This window comes from Pedobacter gandavensis (assembly GCF_032678745.1).
In the GTDB taxonomy this organism is placed as follows: domain Bacteria; phylum Bacteroidota; class Bacteroidia; order Sphingobacteriales; family Sphingobacteriaceae; genus Pedobacter; species Pedobacter gandavensis_C.
Genome location: NZ_JAVTST010000001.1, coordinates 569893 through 591290, shown reverse-complemented (window position 1 = coordinate 591290; position 21398 = coordinate 569893). Strand labels below are relative to the sequence as shown.

At 39.3% G+C, this 21398-nt stretch carries 21 protein-coding genes and 1 pseudogene; 15 read left to right on the top strand and 7 right to left on the bottom strand.

Going from position 1 to position 21398, the window contains the following annotated elements; all coding sequences use genetic code 11:
* Positions 1–88 precede the first annotated feature (88 nt).
* A complete protein-coding gene (locus R2S10_RS02300; RefSeq protein WP_316838818.1) occupies positions 89–793 on the top strand; it encodes a FadR/GntR family transcriptional regulator in 705 nt (234 codons plus the stop codon).
* Positions 794–816: 23 nt separating this feature from the next.
* Entirely contained in the window at positions 817–1635 is an 819-nt protein-coding gene (locus R2S10_RS02295) for an ion transporter (protein WP_316838817.1), read from the top strand.
* Here R2S10_RS02295 and R2S10_RS02290 read toward each other — a convergent pair.
* Together R2S10_RS02290 and R2S10_RS02285 are read right to left on the bottom strand one after the other, a co-directional pair.
* Positions 1632–2321, bottom strand: a complete 690-nt coding sequence (locus tag R2S10_RS02290; RefSeq protein ID WP_316838816.1) for a transporter substrate-binding domain-containing protein — start codon at positions 2319–2321, stop codon at positions 1632–1634. The two genes, R2S10_RS02295 and R2S10_RS02290, sit on opposite strands and share 4 nt — an antisense overlap.
* Before the next feature lie 375 nt (positions 2322–2696).
* Positions 2697–3584, bottom strand: a complete 888-nt coding sequence (locus R2S10_RS02285; RefSeq protein ID WP_316838815.1) for a YegJ family protein — start codon at positions 3582–3584, stop codon at positions 2697–2699.
* A gap of 153 nt (positions 3585–3737) precedes the next feature.
* On the opposite strand from R2S10_RS02285, the gene R2S10_RS02280 reads away from it, so the two are divergent.
* Together R2S10_RS02280 and R2S10_RS02275 are read left to right on the top strand one after the other, a co-directional pair.
* Positions 3738–6002, top strand: coding sequence for a family 20 glycosylhydrolase (locus tag R2S10_RS02280; RefSeq protein WP_316838814.1), 2265 nt, complete (start codon positions 3738–3740; stop codon positions 6000–6002).
* Between the two features lie 80 nt (positions 6003–6082).
* Positions 6083–7354, top strand: a complete 1272-nt coding sequence (locus R2S10_RS02275) for a prephenate dehydrogenase (RefSeq protein WP_316838813.1) — start codon at positions 6083–6085, stop codon at positions 7352–7354.
* Here the strand turns inward: R2S10_RS02275 and ribB are convergent.
* The 3 genes and pseudogenes from ribB to R2S10_RS02260 form a co-directional block, all read right to left on the bottom strand.
* Positions 7352–7972, bottom strand: a pseudogene (gene ribB, locus R2S10_RS02270) (3,4-dihydroxy-2-butanone-4-phosphate synthase); the annotation flags it as partial. The gene R2S10_RS02275 and the pseudogene ribB overlap by 3 nt on opposite strands.
* Positions 7973–8112: 140 nt before the next feature.
* Positions 8113–8985, bottom strand: coding sequence for a helix-turn-helix transcriptional regulator (locus R2S10_RS02265; protein WP_316838812.1), 873 nt, complete (start codon positions 8983–8985; stop codon positions 8113–8115).
* Positions 8986–8997: 12 nt separating this feature from the next.
* Entirely contained in the window at positions 8998–9495 is a 498-nt protein-coding gene (locus tag R2S10_RS02260) for a hypothetical protein (RefSeq protein ID WP_316838811.1), read from the bottom strand.
* A gap of 165 nt (positions 9496–9660) precedes the next feature.
* On the opposite strand from R2S10_RS02260, the gene R2S10_RS02255 reads away from it, so the two are divergent.
* The 10 genes from R2S10_RS02255 to R2S10_RS02210 all read left to right on the top strand — a co-directional run bounded on the left by R2S10_RS02255 (position 9661) and on the right by R2S10_RS02210 (position 18663).
* Positions 9661–10242: a hypothetical protein gene (locus R2S10_RS02255; protein WP_316838810.1), complete on the top strand. Its 582-nt coding sequence runs from the start codon at positions 9661–9663 to the stop codon at positions 10240–10242.
* Positions 10243–10515: 273 nt separating this feature from the next.
* Positions 10516–10830, top strand: a complete 315-nt coding sequence (locus R2S10_RS02250) for a hypothetical protein (protein WP_316838809.1) — start codon at positions 10516–10518, stop codon at positions 10828–10830.
* Positions 10831–11384: 554 nt separating this feature from the next.
* Entirely contained in the window at positions 11385–11951 is a 567-nt protein-coding gene (locus R2S10_RS02245; protein ID WP_316838808.1) for a Crp/Fnr family transcriptional regulator, read from the top strand.
* A 66-nt stretch (positions 11952–12017) separates the two neighbouring features.
* On the top strand, positions 12018–12596 hold the full coding sequence (locus R2S10_RS02240; RefSeq protein ID WP_316838807.1) for an NAD(P)H-dependent oxidoreductase: 579 nt from the start codon (positions 12018–12020) through the stop codon (positions 12594–12596).
* 188 nt (positions 12597–12784) lie between these two features.
* On the top strand, positions 12785–13096 hold the full coding sequence (locus R2S10_RS02235; RefSeq protein WP_316838806.1) for a hypothetical protein: 312 nt from the start codon (positions 12785–12787) through the stop codon (positions 13094–13096).
* Positions 13097–13228: 132 nt separating this feature from the next.
* Positions 13229–13675: a hypothetical protein gene (locus R2S10_RS02230; RefSeq protein WP_316838805.1), complete on the top strand. Its 447-nt coding sequence runs from the start codon at positions 13229–13231 to the stop codon at positions 13673–13675.
* A gap of 126 nt (positions 13676–13801) precedes the next feature.
* Entirely contained in the window at positions 13802–14602 is an 801-nt protein-coding gene (locus tag R2S10_RS02225) for a metallophosphoesterase (protein WP_316838804.1), read from the top strand.
* Positions 14583–15191, top strand: coding sequence for a hypothetical protein (locus R2S10_RS02220; protein ID WP_316838803.1), 609 nt, complete (start codon positions 14583–14585; stop codon positions 15189–15191). Before R2S10_RS02225 ends, R2S10_RS02220 begins: the two co-directional genes overlap by 20 nt.
* A gap of 139 nt (positions 15192–15330) precedes the next feature.
* Positions 15331–15912, top strand: a complete 582-nt coding sequence (locus R2S10_RS02215; protein WP_316838802.1) for a DUF4136 domain-containing protein — start codon at positions 15331–15333, stop codon at positions 15910–15912.
* A gap of 132 nt (positions 15913–16044) precedes the next feature.
* Positions 16045–18663: a PAS domain-containing protein gene (locus R2S10_RS02210; protein WP_316838801.1), complete on the top strand. Its 2619-nt coding sequence runs from the start codon at positions 16045–16047 to the stop codon at positions 18661–18663.
* A gap of 14 nt (positions 18664–18677) precedes the next feature.
* Here the strand turns inward: R2S10_RS02210 and R2S10_RS02205 are convergent, their stop codons facing one another.
* Entirely contained in the window at positions 18678–19253 is a 576-nt protein-coding gene (locus tag R2S10_RS02205) for a TerD family protein (RefSeq protein ID WP_316838800.1), read from the bottom strand.
* A 130-nt stretch (positions 19254–19383) separates the two neighbouring features.
* Between R2S10_RS02205 and R2S10_RS02200 the strand changes: the two genes are divergently transcribed.
* Positions 19384–20625, top strand: a complete 1242-nt coding sequence (locus R2S10_RS02200) for an MFS transporter (protein WP_316838799.1) — start codon at positions 19384–19386, stop codon at positions 20623–20625.
* On the opposite strand, the gene R2S10_RS02195 is transcribed toward R2S10_RS02200, so the two are convergent.
* On the bottom strand, positions 20594–20929 hold the full coding sequence (locus R2S10_RS02195) for a cupin domain-containing protein (RefSeq protein WP_316838798.1): 336 nt from the start codon (positions 20927–20929) through the stop codon (positions 20594–20596). The two genes, R2S10_RS02200 and R2S10_RS02195, sit on opposite strands and share 32 nt — an antisense overlap.
* Positions 20930–21398 lie beyond the last annotated feature (469 nt).

Sequence of the window (21398 nt, the reverse complement as noted above, 5' to 3'; positions counted from 1 at the left end):
TTATATTTTTTTTAGTCCAATTTTGATAAATCGCTTTATTAGTATTAATTTAGGGGTATACTCTCAATAATTTATTATTATACATAATATGGAAAGCAGCACAGCGAATACATTTATCCAGATGGATACCAGCAGTTTGGTCGACAAAGTGGAGGCCAATCTCGTACAACTACTGGTAGACAGGAAGTTGAAAATCGGAGATGTCATTCCTACAGAAATAGATTTATCAAAAAACCTAGGCGTAAGCCGCACCGTAACACGCGAGGCCTTATTGAGGCTTAGAATGAGAGGCCTGATAGAAACAAAGAAGAAAAAAGGATCTGTGATCACTAGTCCGGATATATTCAGCATTATTGGAAAATCCCTTGATCCTCATTTACTGGATCAGGAGACTTTAAAAGAAATCTTTGAAATGCGTCTGGTTTTAGAAATTGGCATGGCCGATTTCCTCTTTCAGAACATCACTGCTGAACACATTAAAGAATTAAAGGAAATTGTTAAAAACGAGCCTGAAACCTCTGAGGATTATGTTTTCCATATCGACCATGAGATTACTTTTCATGGAAAGTTGTACGAGATCACCGGCAATCAGACTTTAAAGAAGTTCCAGAAATTATTACTTCCGGTATTCGATTATGTACACAACAGTGGCTTATTAAAAAAACCTGCGACCGTTAAGAAATTCGTTTCTCATAAAGGTCTGGTAGATATCCTGGAAAATGGTTCTCCTGAATTGTTTAGAAATGCCATGAGAAATCACCTGGAGAATCACTTTTTAAGAATTTTTAGCTAAGTTACCTCGATAGAGGTTCAGATATGGAGCAAAAGAAAAATCAGGATTGGCGGGCAAAGCTCCATGAAATCATTTATGAGTCCAACACTTATGCCGGTAAGGCATTTGATGTAGCCTTACTGATTGCCATCTTTGCCAGTATTCTCATCGTGATGCTGGATAGTGTGCAGAGTTACCACCAGAAATATGGGGATTTGTTTTCTATTCTTGAATGGACCTTTACCGGTTTGTTTACGATAGAATATGTGTTGCGATTGATCATCATCAAACACCCTATTAATTATATCAAAAGTCCACTGGGTATTGTGGATTTATTAGCACTGATCCCTTCTTACCTGAGTGTGATTTTTATCGGCGGACAATCCTTACTGGCTTTACGCGCATTACGCTTACTTCGCGTATTCCGGATTTTCAAATTGGGTCATTACCTTTCAGAAATGAAATTCCTGACGGTGGCTTTAAGAGGAAGTATGCGTAAAATCAGCATCTTTATGCTGACCGTACTGGCTTTGGTTATCGTATTAGGTTCGATCATGTACCTGGTAGAAAACCGGGAAAATGGTTTTTCAAATATTCCGGAAAGTATTTATTGGGCAATTGTTACGATCACCACTGTTGGTTATGGAGACATCTCTCCCGTAACACCTTTTGGCAAATTTGTGGCTTCCTTAATTATGTTGATTGGTTATGCGATTATTGCTGTGCCAACGGGAATCATCACCACAGAAATGGCTATTGCAGCCAAAAAGAAAGGCTTTCACCATGAAGTTTGTCCGGGTTGTGGCCGGGAAGGCCACGACGACGATGCTAAATACTGTAAATATTGTGCAACAAAACTCTAGAAGTCCATTCCGGAAAACCACTTATTATAAAGCGCATCATAAGTTCCGTTTTCACGTATTGATTTCAAGGCCACATTAAATTGATCTTTCAATTCCAGGTCACCTTTTTTCATAGCAATTGCATATTGAGAATCTGTACCTGGTAAGAACAAGCCAATTTTTAACTTATCATTCTTTTGCAAAAATCCATTTGCAATCGGAGAATCATCAATCAATACATCAATCTCACCTGATTCCAATTGATTATACAATTCTTTATTGGTATCCGCATGAACCATATTGGCCTCAGGGAATTTAGTATGCACATGGCGTTCTGCTTCAGCAGCCGTTCTTACCCCTACCTTTTTTTCCTTAAAATCATTGACCTCATTGATCAATACATCACCAGCAGCCACTACAGCACATAGTCTGAAATGTAAATAAGGTTCTGTAAATTCTAGTATATGTTTACGGGTGGAAGTCATCGTTACCGCAGAGCAGATCAGGTCCAGCTCTCCTTTAAACAATTTTCCAAGTATTTTCTTCCATAAGGAAACTTCGTACTGTATTTCAAAGTCAAGAAGTTTAGCAATTTCGCTCAAAAGATCTACTTCAAAACCCTCAAATCGTTCAGAATTATAGTCTGAGTGCATTGGGAAGGGTGCGGCAGAATCTAAACCGACTTTTAATACTCTCTTTATGGCCATATTCAATTAGGGATTAAGGGTCCAGGCGCGGCTAATTTACGATTGTAAAAGCAATTTATTCCTATAATCATTATAAAGAAGCTCATTCTACTAGGATTTGAAGGTTTGAAGCTCCGGTAAAACAATGGAAAAGAGCTGGTTATTTAGAATGTAAAAAAACCGTAATGATATCGCTATGGGTCTTAAAAAGAATCATTACCTTCATACCATAATTATTTGTCAACTTTAAATATCAATATGTATGGTAGTTTTCTTACTTTCTCTTGTGGTTATTATTATGTTTTCCGCGTACTATCTGTCTTTCATTAAAAAAAGTGTAGATACCAGCGATCACTAGTTATATTTACTGACATCGCTTTCTGCTGATTTTCAGCATCAGGAAGCGATGTTTTCCCGGACTACTCCGATCACTTTCCAACCCTCTCTTGTTTTAAAGGTGAGCAATCGTTGCTCTGTTACCAAGCCAGTAGGAAAAGTACATACTTCCGTCACAATACAAGAATCTTTAGAGATGATCTCCCTTTTAGAGAATGCCCTTTTAACTTTGGATAAATCCGGCATTCCGCATTCGATCAGGCTTTCAATATAAGCAGCTTCCAATGCTTCCGAGGTTTCCTGGATAAAGTCTTCATCCTCTGGCTTTAAATTCATATGCGCCAAGAGCAAACGGGCTTCTTCATGGAAATCTTTACAGGCAACAGCTGAGGCCAGGTCATCATTCTTATAGGCTTCCTCTAAGGTAGTGATTGCTCCTTCCGGTGTATTAAAATCCGGAAAAAAATGGTCTGCCCCAGCATCAATCGCAATGCCTATCGATTCATCAAAAAATTGTTGTTCTACTTTCGGAAGTCCGTCACGAATCGCCCGGATGGTATAACCGCCAAGCAACATCCCCTGTTCTACGATCATCCAATCGGAGATCAAAGAACGTCCAATCCCTATTCTTTGCCCTAATTCTATATTCTTCACCTGAATAGGTTCATTACCCACCTTTCCATAAAGATTGCCTTCTTCATCAAAATCCGGTGCAATTAGCCAAAGGTGTTCTACCAGGTTCTGATCTTTAACCTTCACTTTTATGGAGAAATAATCCTGACCCGGACCTGGTCTTTTCAAATGTTCTTCGAAATACCATAAGGTTAGCCGGGCCTTTTCCATGGCCCAATTCATCTGTTCATCTTCCTTAGGAATATAACCCAGACTAAATCTACTTTTTTCCTTTTCTAAACTGCCTTTTCTAAAAAACCGAGATAAGAAACCCATGTGCGTATAATTTACGGCCTTTTAAATATAATAATTTCTTTTATAATTAATAAAATAAATATTTGATATTGAACTGGACGCAAAATCCAATCACAGTTTCTTTTATGCTTATAATGCGTAAATTTGACCTACACAACCTGAAACTAAACCGACATGAATATTATTAAATGGGTGGCAGCCCTATCTTTTGCTGCAACATTATATTTAACACCACAAATTTCTATTGCCCAGGATTCTTTATTTATTATCCCAAAACCACTTGTTCAAATTGCTAAAACTGGACATTACGTATATGCTTCCAAAACTGAAGTATTTGCCAGTCCTGATTTTAAAGACGCAGCAATGCTTTTAAAGGAGCATCCATATTTGAAATTTGATCAGGTAAAAACACTTAAAAATGTCAAGCATCTTCCAAAACAAGGCGTTATTTTATTGAAAGCCAATAAAGAAGATACCCTTTCGCCAAATGCCTACCGCCTGGAAATCACAAAGAACAGCATCACCATCACGGCACATCAACCGGAGGCAATACTGCTTGGAATTTCTACATTACGACAAATTTCCTATACCAGAAAAGACAGCAAAACATTGCCGGCAGTATGGATCGAAGATCAGCCTGCTTTTGGTTACCGTGGATTAATGCTCGACGTATCCCGTCACTTTTTACCCCTTAGTTTTCTAAAAAAGTACATCGATCTTTTATCTTTATATAAGTTAAACACCTTTCATTGGCACCTTACTGATGGTGCAGGATGGCGCTTAGAAATAAAAAAATACCCGGAACTGACTCAATTTGCTGCCTGGAGATCGGATGCCAGCTGGAAACAATGGTGGAACAATGGTCGCAAGTATGCAGAAATGGGTAGTCCGAATGCTTTTGGTGGATTCTATACTGCTGAACAAGCAAAAGAGCTGATTCGCTATGCGGCTAAAAGGGGCATTACTGTGATCCCCGAAATTGAAATGCCCGCACATAGTGAAGAGGTACTTGCCGCCTACCCTAACTTATCTTGTTATGGCTTGCCTTATAAAAACTCAGAATTCTGCATCGGAAATGAAGATACCTTTACCTTTCTTCAAAACGTACTGGATGAAGTATTGGAGATCTTCCCTTCCAAATACATCCACATTGGTGGCGACGAGGCTGATAAAACAGCCTGGAAGCAGTGTCCTAAGTGTCAGAAACTGATTAAAGAGCATGACCTCAAAGATGAGCATGGTTTACAAAGTTATTCGATCAAAAGAATGGAAGCTTATCTGAGCAGTAAAGGACGGAAACTCATTGGTTGGGATGAGATATTGGAAGGCGGACTCGCACCTGACGCAACGGTGATGAGCTGGCGCGGTGAAAAAGGGGGTATTGAAGCTGCCAATGCTGGTCATGATGTGATCATGACCCCAGGCTCACACCTTTACCTGGATTCGTATCAAACAAACCCAATCGGGCAGCCGGAAGCTATAGGTGGTTATCTTCCACTACAAAAAGTATACAGTTACCAACCGATTCCGAAGGAAATTGATCCTGCAAAGCAAAAACACGTACTTGGTGTTCAAGCCAATGTATGGGCAGAATACATGACAACTTCAAATCAGGTAGATTACATGGTCTTCCCAAGAGCAATTGCACTTTCAGAAGTAGCATGGACACCTGTATCTTCTAAGAACTGGGATGACTTTCAGAACCGCTTACAAAAACACTACCGTTTGTTGCAACAATTCAATGTGAATTATTATCCACCATCAAATGAGCTGAGCATACTTTCCAATTTTGATATGCTTCGTAAAGTAGCGCTAGTCAGGATTAATTCAGAGCAGTTTAAACCAGAAATCAGGTATACCCTGGATGGCAGCATACCTACGGCTAATTCACCATTATTTACCAATGGCCTTTCTTTAACCCAATCAGGAACAGTGAAGGCAGTGATTTTCAAAGACCAGGTTCCAGCAGGAAAAGTACAGGCACTGGAAATCGATCTGCATAAGGCAATTGGCAAAAAAGTAACCTATAATAATAAATACAGCGATAATTATCCGGCACAAAAAGAGCTGACCTTAGTAAATGGACAAACCGGCGACCTTACCTATGGTGATGGGCAATGGCAAGGTTTCCTGGGTGATCTTGACATCACGATTGACCTGGAAAAACCGGATGCCTTACAACAAGTAAAAATGAGGTTTATGCAGTTGACCGGTCCGGGTGTCTATATGCCGGCACATGTTAAAATTGCGCTTTCAAATGATGGGATCAATTTCAAACCGGCACAACAGGTAGACAATGATGTGCCTTACACTGATGATACCTTAAGGTTTAAAACTTTCCTATTTGACCTTAAAGGAAACACGGCACGTTACCTTAGAATTACCGCAAAGAATGAAAAAAAAGGCTTTATGTTTTCGGATGAGGTAGTCGTTTATTAACGATTACCTACTGCTCAATGTGACGGTAGTCATTTTTGTTTTTAACATTAATTTGCTTATTTGTAGTAAAAACAGGTTTTATGAATGTAGGAATCATCGGTTTGGGCGATATGGGAAAAATGTATGCCAAGGGTTTTGCCAAGGCAGGTTATTCCGTTTATGGCTCAGATCTCCCGCAAAGACGGGCACAACTGGAAGAAGAATTGAATCCTTTGGGTATTTCCATTCTTTATGATGGTAAAGAAGTGTCGCGCATTTGTGATGTCATCTTTTATGCGGTAGAGTCTGAACGCATTGAAGAAGTTTTGGAAAGATATGGGAGTTCCACTAAATACGGGGCTATCGTTGGCGGACAAACTTCTGTGAAGCATCCGGAGATTATGGCTTTTGAAAAACACCTGCCGAAAGATGTCCATATCATCACCTGTCATTCTCTTCATGGTCCAGGCTTTGATCCTGCTGGGCAGAAAATGATTGTAATTCCTCATAGAACCAGTCCAGAAGCTTATCAGCGCATGACGGATCTCCTCTCCTGTTTAGGCTCTGAAATGGTCGAAATGGCGGATTACAAGGACCACGACCGGATTGTTGCCGATACACAAGCTGCCACCCATGTGGGTTTTGAGAGTATGGGTACCGCATGGGCCTCCGCAGGATTCTTCCCATGGGAAAATGCTTCCTACCTGGGTGGTATCGATAATGTCAAAATCCTCACTACCTTAAGAATCTTTAGTTATAAAGCACACATTTATGCGGGTCTGGCTATTCTTAATCCTTTTGCCCGTCAGCAGGTAAAGCGTTATGCACAATCAGAGTCTGAACTTTTCAAAATGATGATTATGGAGGAAGAACATGCTTTCAGAACCCGACTCTATAAAGTAAGAGACTTCGTTTTCCATGAAAGTAGGAAACCTTTATTGCTGGACGATCAGATTATGCAGGAGTTCTCTCTTTCTGCCAGTCCCGGTGTTAGAAAGGCGAATTCTCACCTCAGTTTATTGAGCATGGCGGATTCCTGGTACCATTTACAAACCAATCCATATGACAATCTGATTTGTCAGACGCCCCCTTTCCGATTACGGTTAGGAATAGTAGAATACCTTTTCCGGAATGAAGAACTACTGGAAGAATCCATCACTGCTGCTTTGTTCGATAAAAGTATCCGTGCAGATGACCTGGAGTTTCATTCGGCAGTACGGGAATGGACTTCCATTATCGGCTACGGAGATATGGATGGTTATAAGCAACATTTCGACCAGACCAAACTTTTCTTCAAAGACCGGCTGGAACATGGACGTGAACAGAGTTCTGCAATGATCAAAAGATTATCAGACCAAACTTACCTGCCCTAAGTTCTTTTTCTGTAAATAGCTAATCAGGTCTTCGATAGAAATGATTTTTAATTGATGTTTGGCAGCAATCTTCATTAAATCTGGTAAGCGGGCCATTTCTCCATCTTCCTTCAGGATTTCAACCAATACACCGGCTGGTGCCATTCCAGCCAATCGAGCCAGGTCTACGGTTGCTTCCGTATGTCCTGGTCTGGACAATACGCCTCCCTGATGCGCGCGTAATGGAAAGATATGGCCTGGTTTGCCCAGGTCAAAGCCTTTAATTTTAGGATCTATTAAGGAGCGAATGGTTTTCGAACGATCAGATGCAGAAATACCTGTACTACATCCCTCGCCTAATAAATCCACTGAAATGGTGAAACTGGTTTCATAAGCAGCAGTATTTTGTTGTACCATTTGATGAAGTTCAAGTTCATCGCAACGCTGTGGTGTTAATGGTGCGCAAACTAATCCTCGGCCATGAGTGACCATAAAATTGATAATTTCGGGACTAGCATGTTCCGCTGTAGTGATAAAATCACCTTCATTTTCCCGGTTTTCATCGTCTACCACAATAATGACTTTCCCTTTTTTTAAGGCCTCAATTGCTTCAGGAATGGTATTCAATTTAATTTGCATCATCTTTTATTGATAAGTTCTAAGCTGCAAAGGTACCGGGAATGGATTTTCAATTTTAGGACAAAGCAGGGCATTATTGGTAATTTACATCCAAAATCTCAGCTGATTTCCTTCCCAGTAATAATGGCCATAGAGAATGCCTAACGGTACATCAGCGATTTAGTTTTCCTAAAAGCGGCGGGGCTCAATCCCTCCTGCTTCTTAAACTGCCTGGAGAAATAAGAGAAGTCTGTAAATCCAAGTTCAGCGGAAATCTGCCCAACGGTTAAGGGACTATGAATGAGCATTCTTTTGGCTTCCAACAGCAGTCTTTCCCTGATGCTCTCTCCAGCGGTTTTACCGGTAACGGCCTTCAATACTTCATTGAGGTGTGCAGCAGTCATGAACAGTGCATCTGCAAAAAAGGAGAGCCTGGTTTCTTGTTTGTAATGTGTTTCCAGTAAAACTTTGAACTTTTTAACCATGATGACTTGTAAATTATCTTTTGCATCCACAGGTTTATCCGTTATCATCCTTTTGATTTGAAAGAGAAATGCCAGCAACAAATGCCTGATGATATTTGGCGATCGATCGGCCCTTTTCGTTTCTATATGCAGCATATTTAAAGCGGTAAACAATCCTTCCTGTTCTTTTGGCAGCAGGGTTAAAGCTGGATGTGCATAGGTATCCTCCATAAATGACAAGCCCGAAAACAGCTCCTGTCCGCCATCACCTAAGGCTAAAAAGGCCGGACTAAACATGATGCTATAGCCTCTTAAATCTTCTTCCTGCGCAAGTTCATGAATTTGTCCGGGCGCAATAAAAAAGATAGAATCCAACGACAAATCAAAGGAATGATGGTCTATGGTGTGTTTGGAAGGTCCTTTTTCTAACCATAAAATCTCATAGAAATTGTGTTTATGTGGCCATACCATATTTATAGGTCGCCCTATATTTTCAAACCTGTCCATCACAAACTGGCCAGGAATCGCACAAAGAGAACTAAAATCTTCGATCCGGTAGGTAGCAATCATAAGTTTAAAGCACTAGTATTTATAGGAAGTCCAATGAATCAGTTTCCCAGTAAAGCTGCCATTAAAATAGGCATATAAATCTTCCGCATTTTGGAATCCATCATTCAACGCAAATTGATGAGCTCCCTCTTCAGGTAATAACCGGCCATCGATACGGATCTGAACCGCTCTGCTACCCTCCTTATCCATCCTGATTTCCTGGATGCACTGACAAGATAATCCAGGTGCAAACTGAAATTCATCTGGTCCACCTTTATCAATGATCATTTCGATTTCCATCCCCTGACGCCAAATTTGACCTACATCTTTACGGATGGTGTGTATTTTTGGCTCCAGGAATTCCGTATACTGATCTCCATCCCAAGCCCTATTGAACTTCTCCAAATGACGCTGTAGATATCGGTAATACTCAGGTTCCATCTGAGCGGAAAGGTTTGTTAATCCCTTCCAGATCTTTTCAATAAAGTAGTTCGGCTGGTCATTAATGGTTGTTCCAAATGGTAATTTCATTAAAATAGCATTGATGTCTGGAAACAAAGGTAACAAGATATTTCGCGAAGCCTGTTAAAGATATAGCCTTAGTAGGACTTCAATGCTTTAAACAACTAAGTGCTAAGAGTTTTCAAAACCAAAACTTATATAATTTGTTAACTAATTACATTTAAACCGTATATCATGAAAAAATTATGCTTAACACTTAGCTTATGTATCGGGATGCTTTATGGAGCTTCTGCGCAGATACAAAAAGGAAATGTAATGATGGGTGCCAACATTTCCGACTTGAAATTTGGGTTAGATAAACCAAATATATTTAGTTTAAACATCAATCCGAAAGCCGCCTGGTTTATACAGGATGGTTTGGCACTGGGTGGTGATGTCAATTTTGGTCTGGCCACCGCAAAAGGTGCCGGAACCAGTATTTCATACGGCATTGGTGCTTTAGGAAGGTACTATGGGACGACTGGTGCGGATGAGGTAGTTAAAAACTCCAGGTTCTTTGGAGAAGCTACAGTAGGGATTAATGGAATTAATCCTGCGGGCTCTGGAGGTTCAACTAATGGCCTTGGATTTAGCTTTGGCCCTGGTTTTACTTATTTCGTTACCAAATCTATCGGACTAGAAACCCTGTTAAAATATAATGGAATCGTGGGTTTTGGAAGTAGCGCCTATAGCCATACTTTGAGCCTGGGTTTAGGATTCCAGATTTATCTTCCTGGAAGAAGTACTGCTAAAAAAGTGGAGAGAGATATGAATTAACAGCTACTTTTAAATTTATTTCTGAATAAACAGGCCTGCTTTTCTTACAAGAGCAGGCCTGTTTGTTGATCAGGAAGGCCAGAATCATTGTCATAACTGCATCGAACTGGTTCTATCCCCCACAAACTGTGGAATAACGCTACAATAAAAAAACAACAAAAAATATCTAATAAACTGTATTTCAACTGAATGCCAAAAACATTTAATTAAGGCACCATTATTAAACCTAGCCTAATCGTAATTAATTAGAATATTAACTGAAACACAAGAGATATGAAAAAGATCATTTTATCAGCAGCATTTTTAGCTTTCGCAGGATTAACAGCAGCAAACGCAACAGAAGTAAAAGAACCTTTAGCAATTACAGTTAAACAAGACAGCACTACGAAGGTTCCTGTTGAACTAGCTGACTTACCTGAACCGGTTAAAGCAACCTTACAAACAGAACCTGTAAAACAGTGGACACCAACAGCTGCATTTTTGGTGACCAATGCAGATAAAACCAGCTATTACCACATTGACATTAAAAAAGGTGATGAAACGGCTGCAGTGAAATTAGACAAAGACGGTAAACCCGTTAAACAATAGTGTCAGCTTGGCAAACCATAATTGAAGCAGTATTTTTACAAGAAGAAGCCGGAGCAATCCGGCTTTTCTTTTGTTTGTTTTTTTGGTGGTTATTTAGGACTATAGCATGAGTAATCTGAGCTGCAAATCTAGTTCAGTAATTCACTGAATATAGCGGCTATTTAGTAAGGGTATAGTAAGGGTTTAGTAAGGGGTTGGTATATAGTTGCCATACTATTGAGATATGGTTGGGATATGGTTGGTATATTCCTGAATATACCAACTATATAGCAACTATATCGCAACTATATACCAACCCCCTGTTATACCCTTACGATGTCCTTTGTATAACGGTCTCATGTCCTGCCCGTTTTAGGATTTATTGACCTTAAATCAATGACGTTTTAGGGATAAAAAAAATGATTTTCCTGATTTAGCTTGACATCCAATTTTTTATTACTGAAATGACTTTACAATTTTTCTGAATGGGTTTTAATCAGGTATTCATTCAGCTCTGCTATTTTATAATACCTTTGAGAATTGGATCAACATAAAACAGTAAAGTGCGAAACCAGATGATCATTAATTTTTTAACTTCTTTTCAACTCTTCAGTCCGGCAGAAATCAATGAAGTCATCGGGATGATGAAACCTAAGAAATTAAAAAAAGGAGAGTTCTTTATTCAGGAAGGAAAAACATGTAAAGAGGTTGCCTTCTTAACCACCGGTATTTTGAGAACATTTTTCAGGGCTGAAACCGGCGTAGAAACTACCTATTGTATCACCTTTCCGGGCGCACTAACAACAGCCTACTCTTCTTTTATCACCGGCAATCCCAGCATAGAAAACATACAGGCGCTGGTGCCCGTTGAACTGATGATCATTCAAAAAGGTGATTTAGAACAGTTATCCGATACCAATCCCAACTGGAGCAAATTCTTAAAGATCATTGCAGAGCAACAATACCTCGAGTTGGAAAAAAGGATTTTTCTATTTCAGCAGGAAAAAGCAAAGAAGAGATATCTTGACCTGCTAGAACACCAACCAGTCTATGTTCAGCAAATCCCATTACAGTACCTGGCTTCTTATTTAGGGATTACCTCCAGGCACCTTAGTAGATTGAGAAAAGAAATTGCTTTTTAGACATTTGTCCTGAAAGCCAGCTTTGATCTCAGCTACTTTTGTGGAGTACCATTTCAAACTTAGAAAATGACAAAAATACTCCTCATCAATGGACATCCCAATAAAGACAGCTTTAACCATGCGCTTGCAGAGGCCTATGTATCTGGTGCTATAAAATCAGGCGCATTAATTAGCCAGATCAATATTTCAGAACTCAATTTCAATCCGAATCTGGCTTATGGCTATACCCAAAGAATGGAGTTGGAACCAGATCTACTCAGTAGTTTGGAAAAAATCAAGGATGCTGATCACCTGGTTTGGCTCCATCCAGTATGGTGGGGAGGATTACCAGCCATTATGAAAGGTTTTATCGACCGCCTGTTTCTTCCAGGCCTCACTTATCAATACCGGGAAAATTCGATTTGGTGGGATAAACTATTAAAAGGTAAAACAGCGAGAATCATAACCACCATGGATCAACCGGCCTGGTATTACCGACTTATTTATGGAAACCCCAGCATCCGCCAATTGAAAAAAAGTACCTTAGAATTTTGTGGCGTCGGACCTGTAAAGGTGAGTACTATTGGAATTATTAAAACAGCGACTGCCGAACAGCGACAAAAATGGCTGGATAAAATCCATGTTTTGGGGCAACAACAAAAATGATTGGCCAAAATCTATTTTATAATGCTTCTTTAAGCCACAAAGTGTGGAGCATCTCTACAGTTAAAATTCTACAAAATACCATAACTATCTGAATATCAATATAATGCCAAAAACAATTCCTTGTGGCATCATTATGAAGCATAGACTAATCAGAATTAACATGAATATTTAACAGTAAAACATAAGATATGAAAAAGATCATTTTATCAGCAGCATTTTTAGCTTTCGCAGGAATTTCAGCAGTAAACGCATCAGAAGTAAAAAACCCAGTAGCAATTACAGTAAAACAAGATAGTACTACTAAAGTTCCGGTTGAATTGAAGGATCTTCCAGAAGCAGTAAAAACTACTTTGCAATCTGAGCCTGTTAAAGCCTGGACGCCTACAGCAGCGTTCCTGGTTACTAATGCAGACAAAACACAATATTACCATATAGAAGTTAAGAAAGATGCAGAAACTGCAGCTATCAAAATTGGAGCAGATGGTAAAGTAATTCAATAATCTGAATTAAAAAGTATAATGTATGTTTAAAAAGGGCTGGAGAAATCCGGCCCTTTTTCTGTGCTGATTTTTTTAAGCTAAATCTTGCCTTTAAAGGTCCTATATATAATGTAGCTTTACCTCAAAATCATTATGGCCGCAGAACTGCAACAATTAACCACAGGAAAGTATTTGTTTTTTGGAAGTCCCTACACCCAGGAAGGACAAAACCTTTTCGTGATTGAATTTAAGGCATCTGCTGTAGGTATCCATAATGATGCATCCGGAATTCGGGCATCTGTTCAAGACTATAACATCAGTCCCCTGCTTTCCAAAACCTCCAGCCATGTGCTGGAAGAAAAAATTATTGAAGCCCATAAACTATACACCTGGCCAGCAAATCTAGGCGACCCCAAAGCATGGGCAGCCAGCAAACAATCGTTTTTTGAGCAACATTTAATCAATCATCCCATCGAAATCATGATGGTCTTAGAAGAACAGCACATTACCTGGAAGTTTATCCCATTGTCTGACTTTAAAGCTGAAATCGAAGAGGCTCAGGCAACTAGTCTCCTTTCTGATATTTTCCCGAACTTATAGCATTTCTGAATTTGACAGAAATGTTAAATTAATGCCATTTAACGGTTATCCCAATGCCATAACGCCATATTAGGTGTTTAAACTCCTTTTTTAAATCTTAGGTTTGCGGAAATATTAGAATTTTCGATGAACAAATTTATACTATTGGGGCTTGTTTTAACAGTCGGTTTAGGGAGTTGTAACCGTTTTGAGTACAGCCCAAATCAGGTTTTCGACAGGAACTCCCCTCAAGACGTCAATGCCAGCAGTTTAAAACGCCTGGGAGAAGGTAAGACCGACGACACGGTTCGATTCATTTTAACTGGTGATACCCAAAGATCAAGAGACGAAACAGTTGCCTTTGTTAAAAAAGCAAATGAAATGACCGGGGTTGATTTTGTACTTATCGCAGGTGACTTCACCGAATTTGGGGTATTAAAGGAAATGGAATGGATCGCCAGGAGTTTATCAAAATTAAATGTCCCTTATATGGGGGTGATTGGAAATCATGACCTGACCTCTCGCGGCAGGCAAGTTTTTGAACGGATGTTTGGTGCCTTAAATTATACGTTTAACTATGGGGGAACGAAGTTTATCTGCCATGATACCAATAGCAGGGAATATAAATTCAATGGTGAGGTACCTAACATTTCCTGGTTAGCCAGCGAACTGCAGCCGCAAAATGGGATTAGCAATTATGTGGCGGTTTCCCATGTGCCTACTATATCGCCAGACTTTGATCCGAATCTGGTAAAACCATATACCGGTCTTTTCGCAAAAACCCCAGGTTTTCTAGCCTCATTACATGCACACACCCATGCTTATGAAAGCTATTTCCCTGACGATTCGGGAATCCCTTATGTCATTACCAGTGCCATGGGCAATGAAGAATTTTTATTAGTTGAAATCATTAATCATAAAATAAGTTTTGAACGGATATCATTTTAAGCGCGCGACTCTCCTATTATCAATACTGATCATTTTCGTAGGGAAAGCATCAGCCCAGAAGTTCAAATTCCTGGTTCCAGACAATGCAATTGTGCAGTTTGCAGGAAGTATCGGCTATTTCAGTGTAGGCGCCGGCTACGATCTTTTTAAGAATAAAAGAGGAATTCTGGATTTCAATTATGGTTATGTCCCCGAAAACAAGGGTGGCGAACTACATGTGTTTACGGCAAAATTTGCTTACAAAGCGTATGAAGTAAAACTGAAAGACTGGGGGAAGTTCTATCCATTTAATCCTGGATTCTTTATCAGCTATACTTCTCATCCAGATCTTTCCATGCGTTTCAACGAAAACCTTTACCCGGATAATTACTATTACTGGTCTGAAGCTTTTAGACCTCACCTTTCGATTGGTAATGAGTTAGAATTCAATATGAAAAAGATTTGGAAAGATTCCGGAATTAAAGCGATCAGTCTATATTCTGAGATCAACACGAATGATTATTATCTTATTAATTACATCCAAAACACCTCTGCACTTACTCTTGCAGACATATTTCAACTGGGAATAGGCATGCGTGTCAAATTTTAATGGCAGACAACGATAAATTTGTAGTACTAGTATAATTATTTTAAAAATTGACTAAACATTTTAGAGCTTTCATTGTAATAGTAATATTAGGTTATGAATGAAATACCTTAAATTTTACCCTACTCTAAAAACGTTTACCATGAAAAGACAACTATTATTACTACTTGTGGCAGCAGGGATGCTGTCGGCATGCTCACCTTACAACTATTATGCGGTTGGAAGTAAGCCTGTTGGAACCGACTTTAAAACTTATGCATGGCTCCCACCTGAAGACGGACAGCTGAATAACATTTACAACAATGACGTCGTTACCGATAAAATTGTAGAAACTACAGAAACGGAATTGACTAAAAAAGGCTTGACACTGGACAATAGAAATCCGGATCTACTGATCCGCTACTCAGCAATTGTCAATAAAAGCATGAAGGTTTATGATGAGCCTATCTATTACAATCAGCCTCCTATGCTAAGCCCAAGGATCGCTTATTATAAAGGTCGTGCAAGATTCTTTTACGTATATGATAACCCATTCCCGGTATATGTAGGCAGCAGAGAACGTAGAATGCCTATTAAAGAAGGAAACATCATGATCGATATCATTGAACGCAGTAGCTCTAAAGTAATTTGGAGAGGTTGGGCCGAAGGTGAATTGACAGATCCGCAAAAAGCAATCAACGAAATCCCTAAAGTAGTAGAGAATATCTTCAAACAACTACCTTAATTTTTAATAAACGATATAGAAAAATAAAGAGCCTCCAATTGGAGGCTTTTTGTTTTTTATCAAAATAATGGTTTGGATTTTAAAAATTTGTCTATATTATCCTTTACCTACAAATAAAAAAACATTTAACTAATGGGAAACATTCTGAGAATCCTTATTTTTGGAGATCCAGCTAATGATAGTAATCTAATATCCAATACCTTAGATCAATCAGAACTCAGTTTCCAACTGCTCAAAACAGTAGCACTATCTGATTTTCATCTTAGTTTAAAAAGCTTTGCTCCAGATGTGGTTCTTGCATTTTGCGCTGATAAAAACGCTCTAGTGCATCAGGCTTTAAATTTAATACAGGCGCTTGATCATCAGCCTGCTTTCATTTGTATTACTAAACCAGAATTTGAAGAAGAAGTACTTAAACTGGTCAGTTTAGGTGCTACGGACTATCTTTTTGAGGATCGGTTGCGGAGGTTACCTACTGCGATAACCCAGGCTACAGAAAAATTAGCTTTGGCTAAAAGCACAAAAGACTTTACTTTACTACAGGAAATTCCATCTGCTATTGCAGTCCTGATGGGCAAGAAACACACATTTACGTTTGTAAATACTTTTTTTCAGGAAAATATTGAAAATAAACTGATTATAAATCGCAGTTTAAAAGAAGTATACCAGGGTAGTGATTTCGATTTTTTAAATGAAAAAGCGGATCAGGTTTATGAAACAGGAGAAAGCCAGCTCGTTAAGGAATTAACTAATAACTCTTTAAAAGGGCGTTACTTTAATTTTAGCATTCAGGCTTTGCGTAATTCAAATGGTCAGATTGAAGGCTTGCTCCTTTTTGGTTCGGAAGTTACGGAGCAGCTGCAATATAGGAAAGAGAAAGAACAGGTTAGCAATGAGATTGAAAAACTATTGGATGCCGTAAATGAAGGTTTTTACCTCAAAGATGTTCTAAATAACCGTTATTTGAAATTGTCGGCTGGCTGTTCTCGAATTTATGGGTATAATCTTGCCGAATTTCATGAAAACCCCGACCTATGGTATGATGTCATACATCCCGAAGACCGCTACATTGCAGAACGAGATGGTGAGCTTTTAGAAAAAGGCGAGCAAACAAAGAGTCAGTATCGGATTATATGTAAAGATGCCAGTACGCGCTGGATTGAGATAAAAGCTGTTCCGCATCTTTTAAATGGTGTACTCCATACGGTAGATGGCGTGATCAGCGATATCACACAATGGAAACAAACAGAAGAGCAGATCAAACAGGCGGAGGCTGTTCTTTCTGAAGCCCAAAAAATGGCACAGATTGGCAACTGGAATTTCGACCTGATCAAACAGGAACTGACCTGGTCTGACGGACTGAAAGAAATATACTGGGCAGATGACACACTCGTTCCGGCAAATGAGCATTTTGAACGACTTATTCATCCGGACGATAAGCTACGGGTGGAACATGAGGTCGACAAATTGATCCGTCTTGGAAAGAATATGAAAACAAGCTTTCGCATCCAAAATGAGGCAGGCGAAGTGAAAATCCTGGAAGGAGAAAATAGAATTGAATTCAACAAAGAAGGCGTCACTACCCGTCTTTACGGTATTTTACAAGATGTAACTTCTGTAAAAGTAGCTGAAGAGACACTTAAAAAATCTGAAGCCAATTTACGCACCTTACTAAATCATACGGATGCAGCTTATATTCTGGTAGACCAAGAGTTGAAGATCATTTCGTATAGCCAGCTGGCAAAAGAAATTGCAGAATTCAGAGGTCATTATAAAGAACTGGAAGGAAATAGCATTTTAGATTACTTTGCTAAAAACAAAAGGGCAAGACTTCAACGGATTGTTGATGATGTGATCAAGGGTCATAACATGTCTTATGAGACGAATGTCATTGAAAAAGACGGCTCAGAAAAATGGTATGCTTTAAAATGGATTGGTGTAAATGACGATGAAAATCAATATTGGGGGTTTATTTTGTCCATCAAAGACATCACGGAACAGAAAAACATTGCGAAAGCGCAGCATGAAACGACTTCAGAACTGATTCGTAGAAATAAAGACCTGGAGCAATTCACCTATGTAGTTTCTCACAACCTGCGCGCCCCTGTTGCCAATATCATGGGAATCAGTGATTTGCTGACTGCCATGGAGGCAGATCCATCTGCGGTTTCTGAGCTGATGCAAGGACTTCGTACTTCCATTAAAAATCTGGATACCGTGATTAAGGATTTGAATTACGTATTAACGGTTAAAAAGGATGCGCCAGAACGGATGAAGGAACCGGTAGAAATTCAAACCCTCGTTACCGAAATCAAGAGTAGCATCAATAACCTGATTGTAAGTGAAAATATGACTTTTGAATATCAGCTGGAAGAGGAAAAGGTATATACCGTGCGTGGTTACCTATACAGCATCTTCTATAACCTGATCCTAAATAGCATCAAATACAGACAGGAAACGATCTCTCCAAGGATGATCATTAAAACTTACCTGACAGGAAAACATTTGAATATTATTTTTGAAGACAATGGAAAAGGTATTGACCTAAAGAAATATGGAAGTCAGCTCTTTGGCCTTTATAAAAGGTTTGATGTCGCTGTGGAGGGAAAAGGTATGGGTCTTTTCATGGTAAAAACACAAGTAGAAGACCTTGGAGGGTCCATTCAGGTAAAAAGTGAACCGGGAAAAGGCAGTATATTTCACATCCTTCTCCCGATAAATGATCCACCCACCGCACTTACATTGAGGTAGATAAATCAGGGGAATTATTTGATGATTTCCCCTGTATAATATTTAGCCAGAAAGAAAGCCAGGTCTTCTTTATATCCCCTACCCGAAGCCTCAAATTTCCAGCTGCCATTTCGTTTATAGAGTCTGCCGAATTCTATGGCGGTTTCAATAGAAAAATCTTCGTCTAATTCATATTTTGCGACTTCATCACCATTGGTATCGTCTACAATTCGAATATAAGAACTACGTACTTGTCCGAAATTCTGTCTCCTGCTTTGGGCATCATGAATGGTAACTACGAACAGAATTTCCTGAATGCGTTCATCTACCAAAGAAAGGTCTACCTTCACAATTTCATCATCACCGGTAGCACTATTACCACCGGTAGGATCATCTCCGGTATGGAACAATGCGCCATCAGGTGATTTATCATTTCCATAAAAAACAAAAAACTCTTCTGCCGGAATCATCCTGCTCCCATCCACCATAAATGCAGAAGCATCTAAGTCAAAATCTTGCCCTGTTCCCTCATTAGGATCCCAACCTAAGCCAACACTAATTTTTGTGAGACCAATGTTAATTTTTTCGCCTTTACGTAAGTTAATTGCCATAATTTCTTCATTTGAACTTTTTAAAGTTAGTATGTTTTGCTAGAATGGCAATTCATTTTTGATATCTTGGCAGAAATATTACATCAATTACTCGTTGAAGCGGCGGCTTTCGCAGGGATAAAATAAAATCATGTCATTACTTCAAGATATTGCAGGGAACTACAAGCGGTCGTTCTCAGGACTGAGCAGGGAAACCTGGATTTTGAGCATCGTTATGCTCATTAACCGAAGCGGCTATATGGCTGTGCCATTTATGGGCTTATACGTTACGCAATCCTTACACCGCTCGGCCTCGGATGCCGGGCTGATCATTACACTGTTTGGTGTAGGTTCAATTATGGGCTCTGCGGCAGGAGGCAAACTAACCGATGTGATCGGTTTTAGGCCTGTTCAGATCTTTTCTGCCATTATTGGAGGTACTTTTTTCTTGTTTTTTGCCAGTATAACACATTTCCATACACTTTGTATCCTGGCGGTGGTGATTAGTTTCTTTGCAGAGGCTTTTCGTCCGGCTAATTTCGCGGCAATTGCCGCTTATGCCAAGCCTGGTCTGGAAACCCGATCCTATTCTTTGAACCGTCTCGCTACAAACATAGGCTGGGCTTTTGGCGTAAGTATGGGTGGATTAATCGCCTCTTATAATTACAGACTTCTATTTTATGTAGATGGTGCAGTCAGCATCTTTGCCGGACTCAGTATATTATGGTTCCTCCCGAAAATCAAGGGCTATAGAAAGACTATTAAAGAAAAAGTGAAAGGCATTATCGTGCGCAAACCATGGGAAGATGTACTATTTATCAAATTTTTACTCCTGAGTACCATTTTCATCATCTGCTTTTTCCTAATGTTTAGGGTAGTTCCTGTGTTTTTCAAGGAATCATGGAAGATCGATGAATTTATGATCGGCTTAATTTTAGGATTAAATGGGGTGATTATCGCGCTTTTTGAAATGGTGATGATCCATAAAATTGAAGGCAAGAAATCATCAGTATTTTTTATTACGATCGGTGTACTCTTAATTGCAGCATCCTTTCTGATCCTGATGTTGCCATTTGGCTCACCAATGGTGCTTGGCGTACTCTGCATCGTCTTTTTCACCTTTGGTGAAATGTTTGCCCTACCCTTTGTGAACACTTTCGTGATGAGCAGGGCAAATGAATTTAACCGGGGTCAATATGCAGCTGGATATATGTTGGTATGGTCCGTTGCACAGGTTGTTGGTCCTTCGGCAGGATTTTATATAGCCGAACACCATGGTTATAACATGCTTTGGCTGATCCTAACCTGCCTACTACTCGCTTGTGCTTATTTATACAAGTTTATGAAAGCAGTAGACAGCCCTAAGGCAGAAAATCTTCCCGGGCTGGATTAAAGGCATCAATCAATGTACCTGCCGCAATACATACACAACCGTGGAGCGTATGCGGTGGGACATAAAAGCCATCACCTTGCTGAATGATTCTTTTCTCTGTTCCTATCGTCATTTCAAAAACGCCACTGTCTACATAAGTTACCTGAGTATGGTGGTGTTCATGTATGGTACCAATAGCGCCAACCTCAAACTTTGCTTTTACCAGCATGATTTGGTCGTTATGCCCAAATACCTGTCTTTTTATACCATTACCAAGGTCTTCCCAAGGCATTTCCGCATTGATTTGAAACAATTCACTTTCCATATTGATACATTTGAATCCAAATATAGCAAAATGGGTAAAATCCAGAAATCTGATAAAAGCTGTAAAGGGAATGAGTTAGATTATAAAGGGGAATTACCCCCTTATATATAAGTTGAGCGCGTTTGGGTATCATTTTGTTAAAATCCCTGATGCACCTCCATGCACCAGGAATCTTGTTTTATAGGGGGGATGGTTTAAATGTAGACAAGAGATCTTAATGCAGGAATTCTTTTACGCTAAACGCAGGATCCACGTGGTGAATGATCAGATTTATGTGGTCAATGAAATAAATGCTTTTGCTTAAAATCCGTCGCTCCATACTGAAACTATAGTTTTATCACCAAATTTGATTTATCTTTACAGATCCTTAATAAATTTCATGGAACAAAAAAATGTATTACGCCAAATGTGGTTTTTACGTTGTGAATATATTTTTTGATTAGATTTATTAAAAGTATTTGAATTATGG

Coding starts and splice junctions, on each gene's coding strand:
- R2S10_RS02300 (WP_316838818.1), top strand. CDS start 89: ATGGAAAGCAGCACAGCGAATACATTTATCCAGATGGATACCAGCAGT.
- R2S10_RS02295 (WP_316838817.1), top strand. CDS start 817: ATGGAGCAAAAGAAAAATCAGGATTGGCGGGCAAAGCTCCATGAAATC.
- R2S10_RS02290 (WP_316838816.1), bottom strand. CDS start 2,321: ATGGCCATAAAGAGAGTATTAAAAGTCGGTTTAGATTCTGCCGCACCC.
- R2S10_RS02285 (WP_316838815.1), bottom strand. CDS start 3,584: ATGGGTTTCTTATCTCGGTTTTTTAGAAAAGGCAGTTTAGAAAAGGAA.
- R2S10_RS02280 (WP_316838814.1), top strand. CDS start 3,738: ATGAATATTATTAAATGGGTGGCAGCCCTATCTTTTGCTGCAACATTA.
- R2S10_RS02275 (WP_316838813.1), top strand. CDS start 6,083: ATGAATGTAGGAATCATCGGTTTGGGCGATATGGGAAAAATGTATGCC.
- R2S10_RS02265 (WP_316838812.1), bottom strand. CDS start 8,985: ATGATTGCTACCTACCGGATCGAAGATTTTAGTTCTCTTTGTGCGATT.
- R2S10_RS02260 (WP_316838811.1), bottom strand. CDS start 9,495: ATGAAATTACCATTTGGAACAACCATTAATGACCAGCCGAACTACTTT.
- R2S10_RS02255 (WP_316838810.1), top strand. CDS start 9,661: ATGAAAAAATTATGCTTAACACTTAGCTTATGTATCGGGATGCTTTAT.
- R2S10_RS02250 (WP_316838809.1), top strand. CDS start 10,516: ATGAAAAAGATCATTTTATCAGCAGCATTTTTAGCTTTCGCAGGATTA.
- R2S10_RS02245 (WP_316838808.1), top strand. CDS start 11,385: ATGATCATTAATTTTTTAACTTCTTTTCAACTCTTCAGTCCGGCAGAA.
- R2S10_RS02240 (WP_316838807.1), top strand. CDS start 12,018: ATGACAAAAATACTCCTCATCAATGGACATCCCAATAAAGACAGCTTT.
- R2S10_RS02235 (WP_316838806.1), top strand. CDS start 12,785: ATGAAAAAGATCATTTTATCAGCAGCATTTTTAGCTTTCGCAGGAATT.
- R2S10_RS02230 (WP_316838805.1), top strand. CDS start 13,229: ATGGCCGCAGAACTGCAACAATTAACCACAGGAAAGTATTTGTTTTTT.
- R2S10_RS02225 (WP_316838804.1), top strand. CDS start 13,802: ATGAACAAATTTATACTATTGGGGCTTGTTTTAACAGTCGGTTTAGGG.
- R2S10_RS02215 (WP_316838802.1), top strand. CDS start 15,331: ATGAAAAGACAACTATTATTACTACTTGTGGCAGCAGGGATGCTGTCG.
- R2S10_RS02210 (WP_316838801.1), top strand. CDS start 16,045: ATGGGAAACATTCTGAGAATCCTTATTTTTGGAGATCCAGCTAATGAT.
- R2S10_RS02205 (WP_316838800.1), bottom strand. CDS start 19,253: ATGGCAATTAACTTACGTAAAGGCGAAAAAATTAACATTGGTCTCACA.
- R2S10_RS02200 (WP_316838799.1), top strand. CDS start 19,384: ATGTCATTACTTCAAGATATTGCAGGGAACTACAAGCGGTCGTTCTCA.
- R2S10_RS02195 (WP_316838798.1), bottom strand. CDS start 20,929: ATGGAAAGTGAATTGTTTCAAATCAATGCGGAAATGCCTTGGGAAGAC.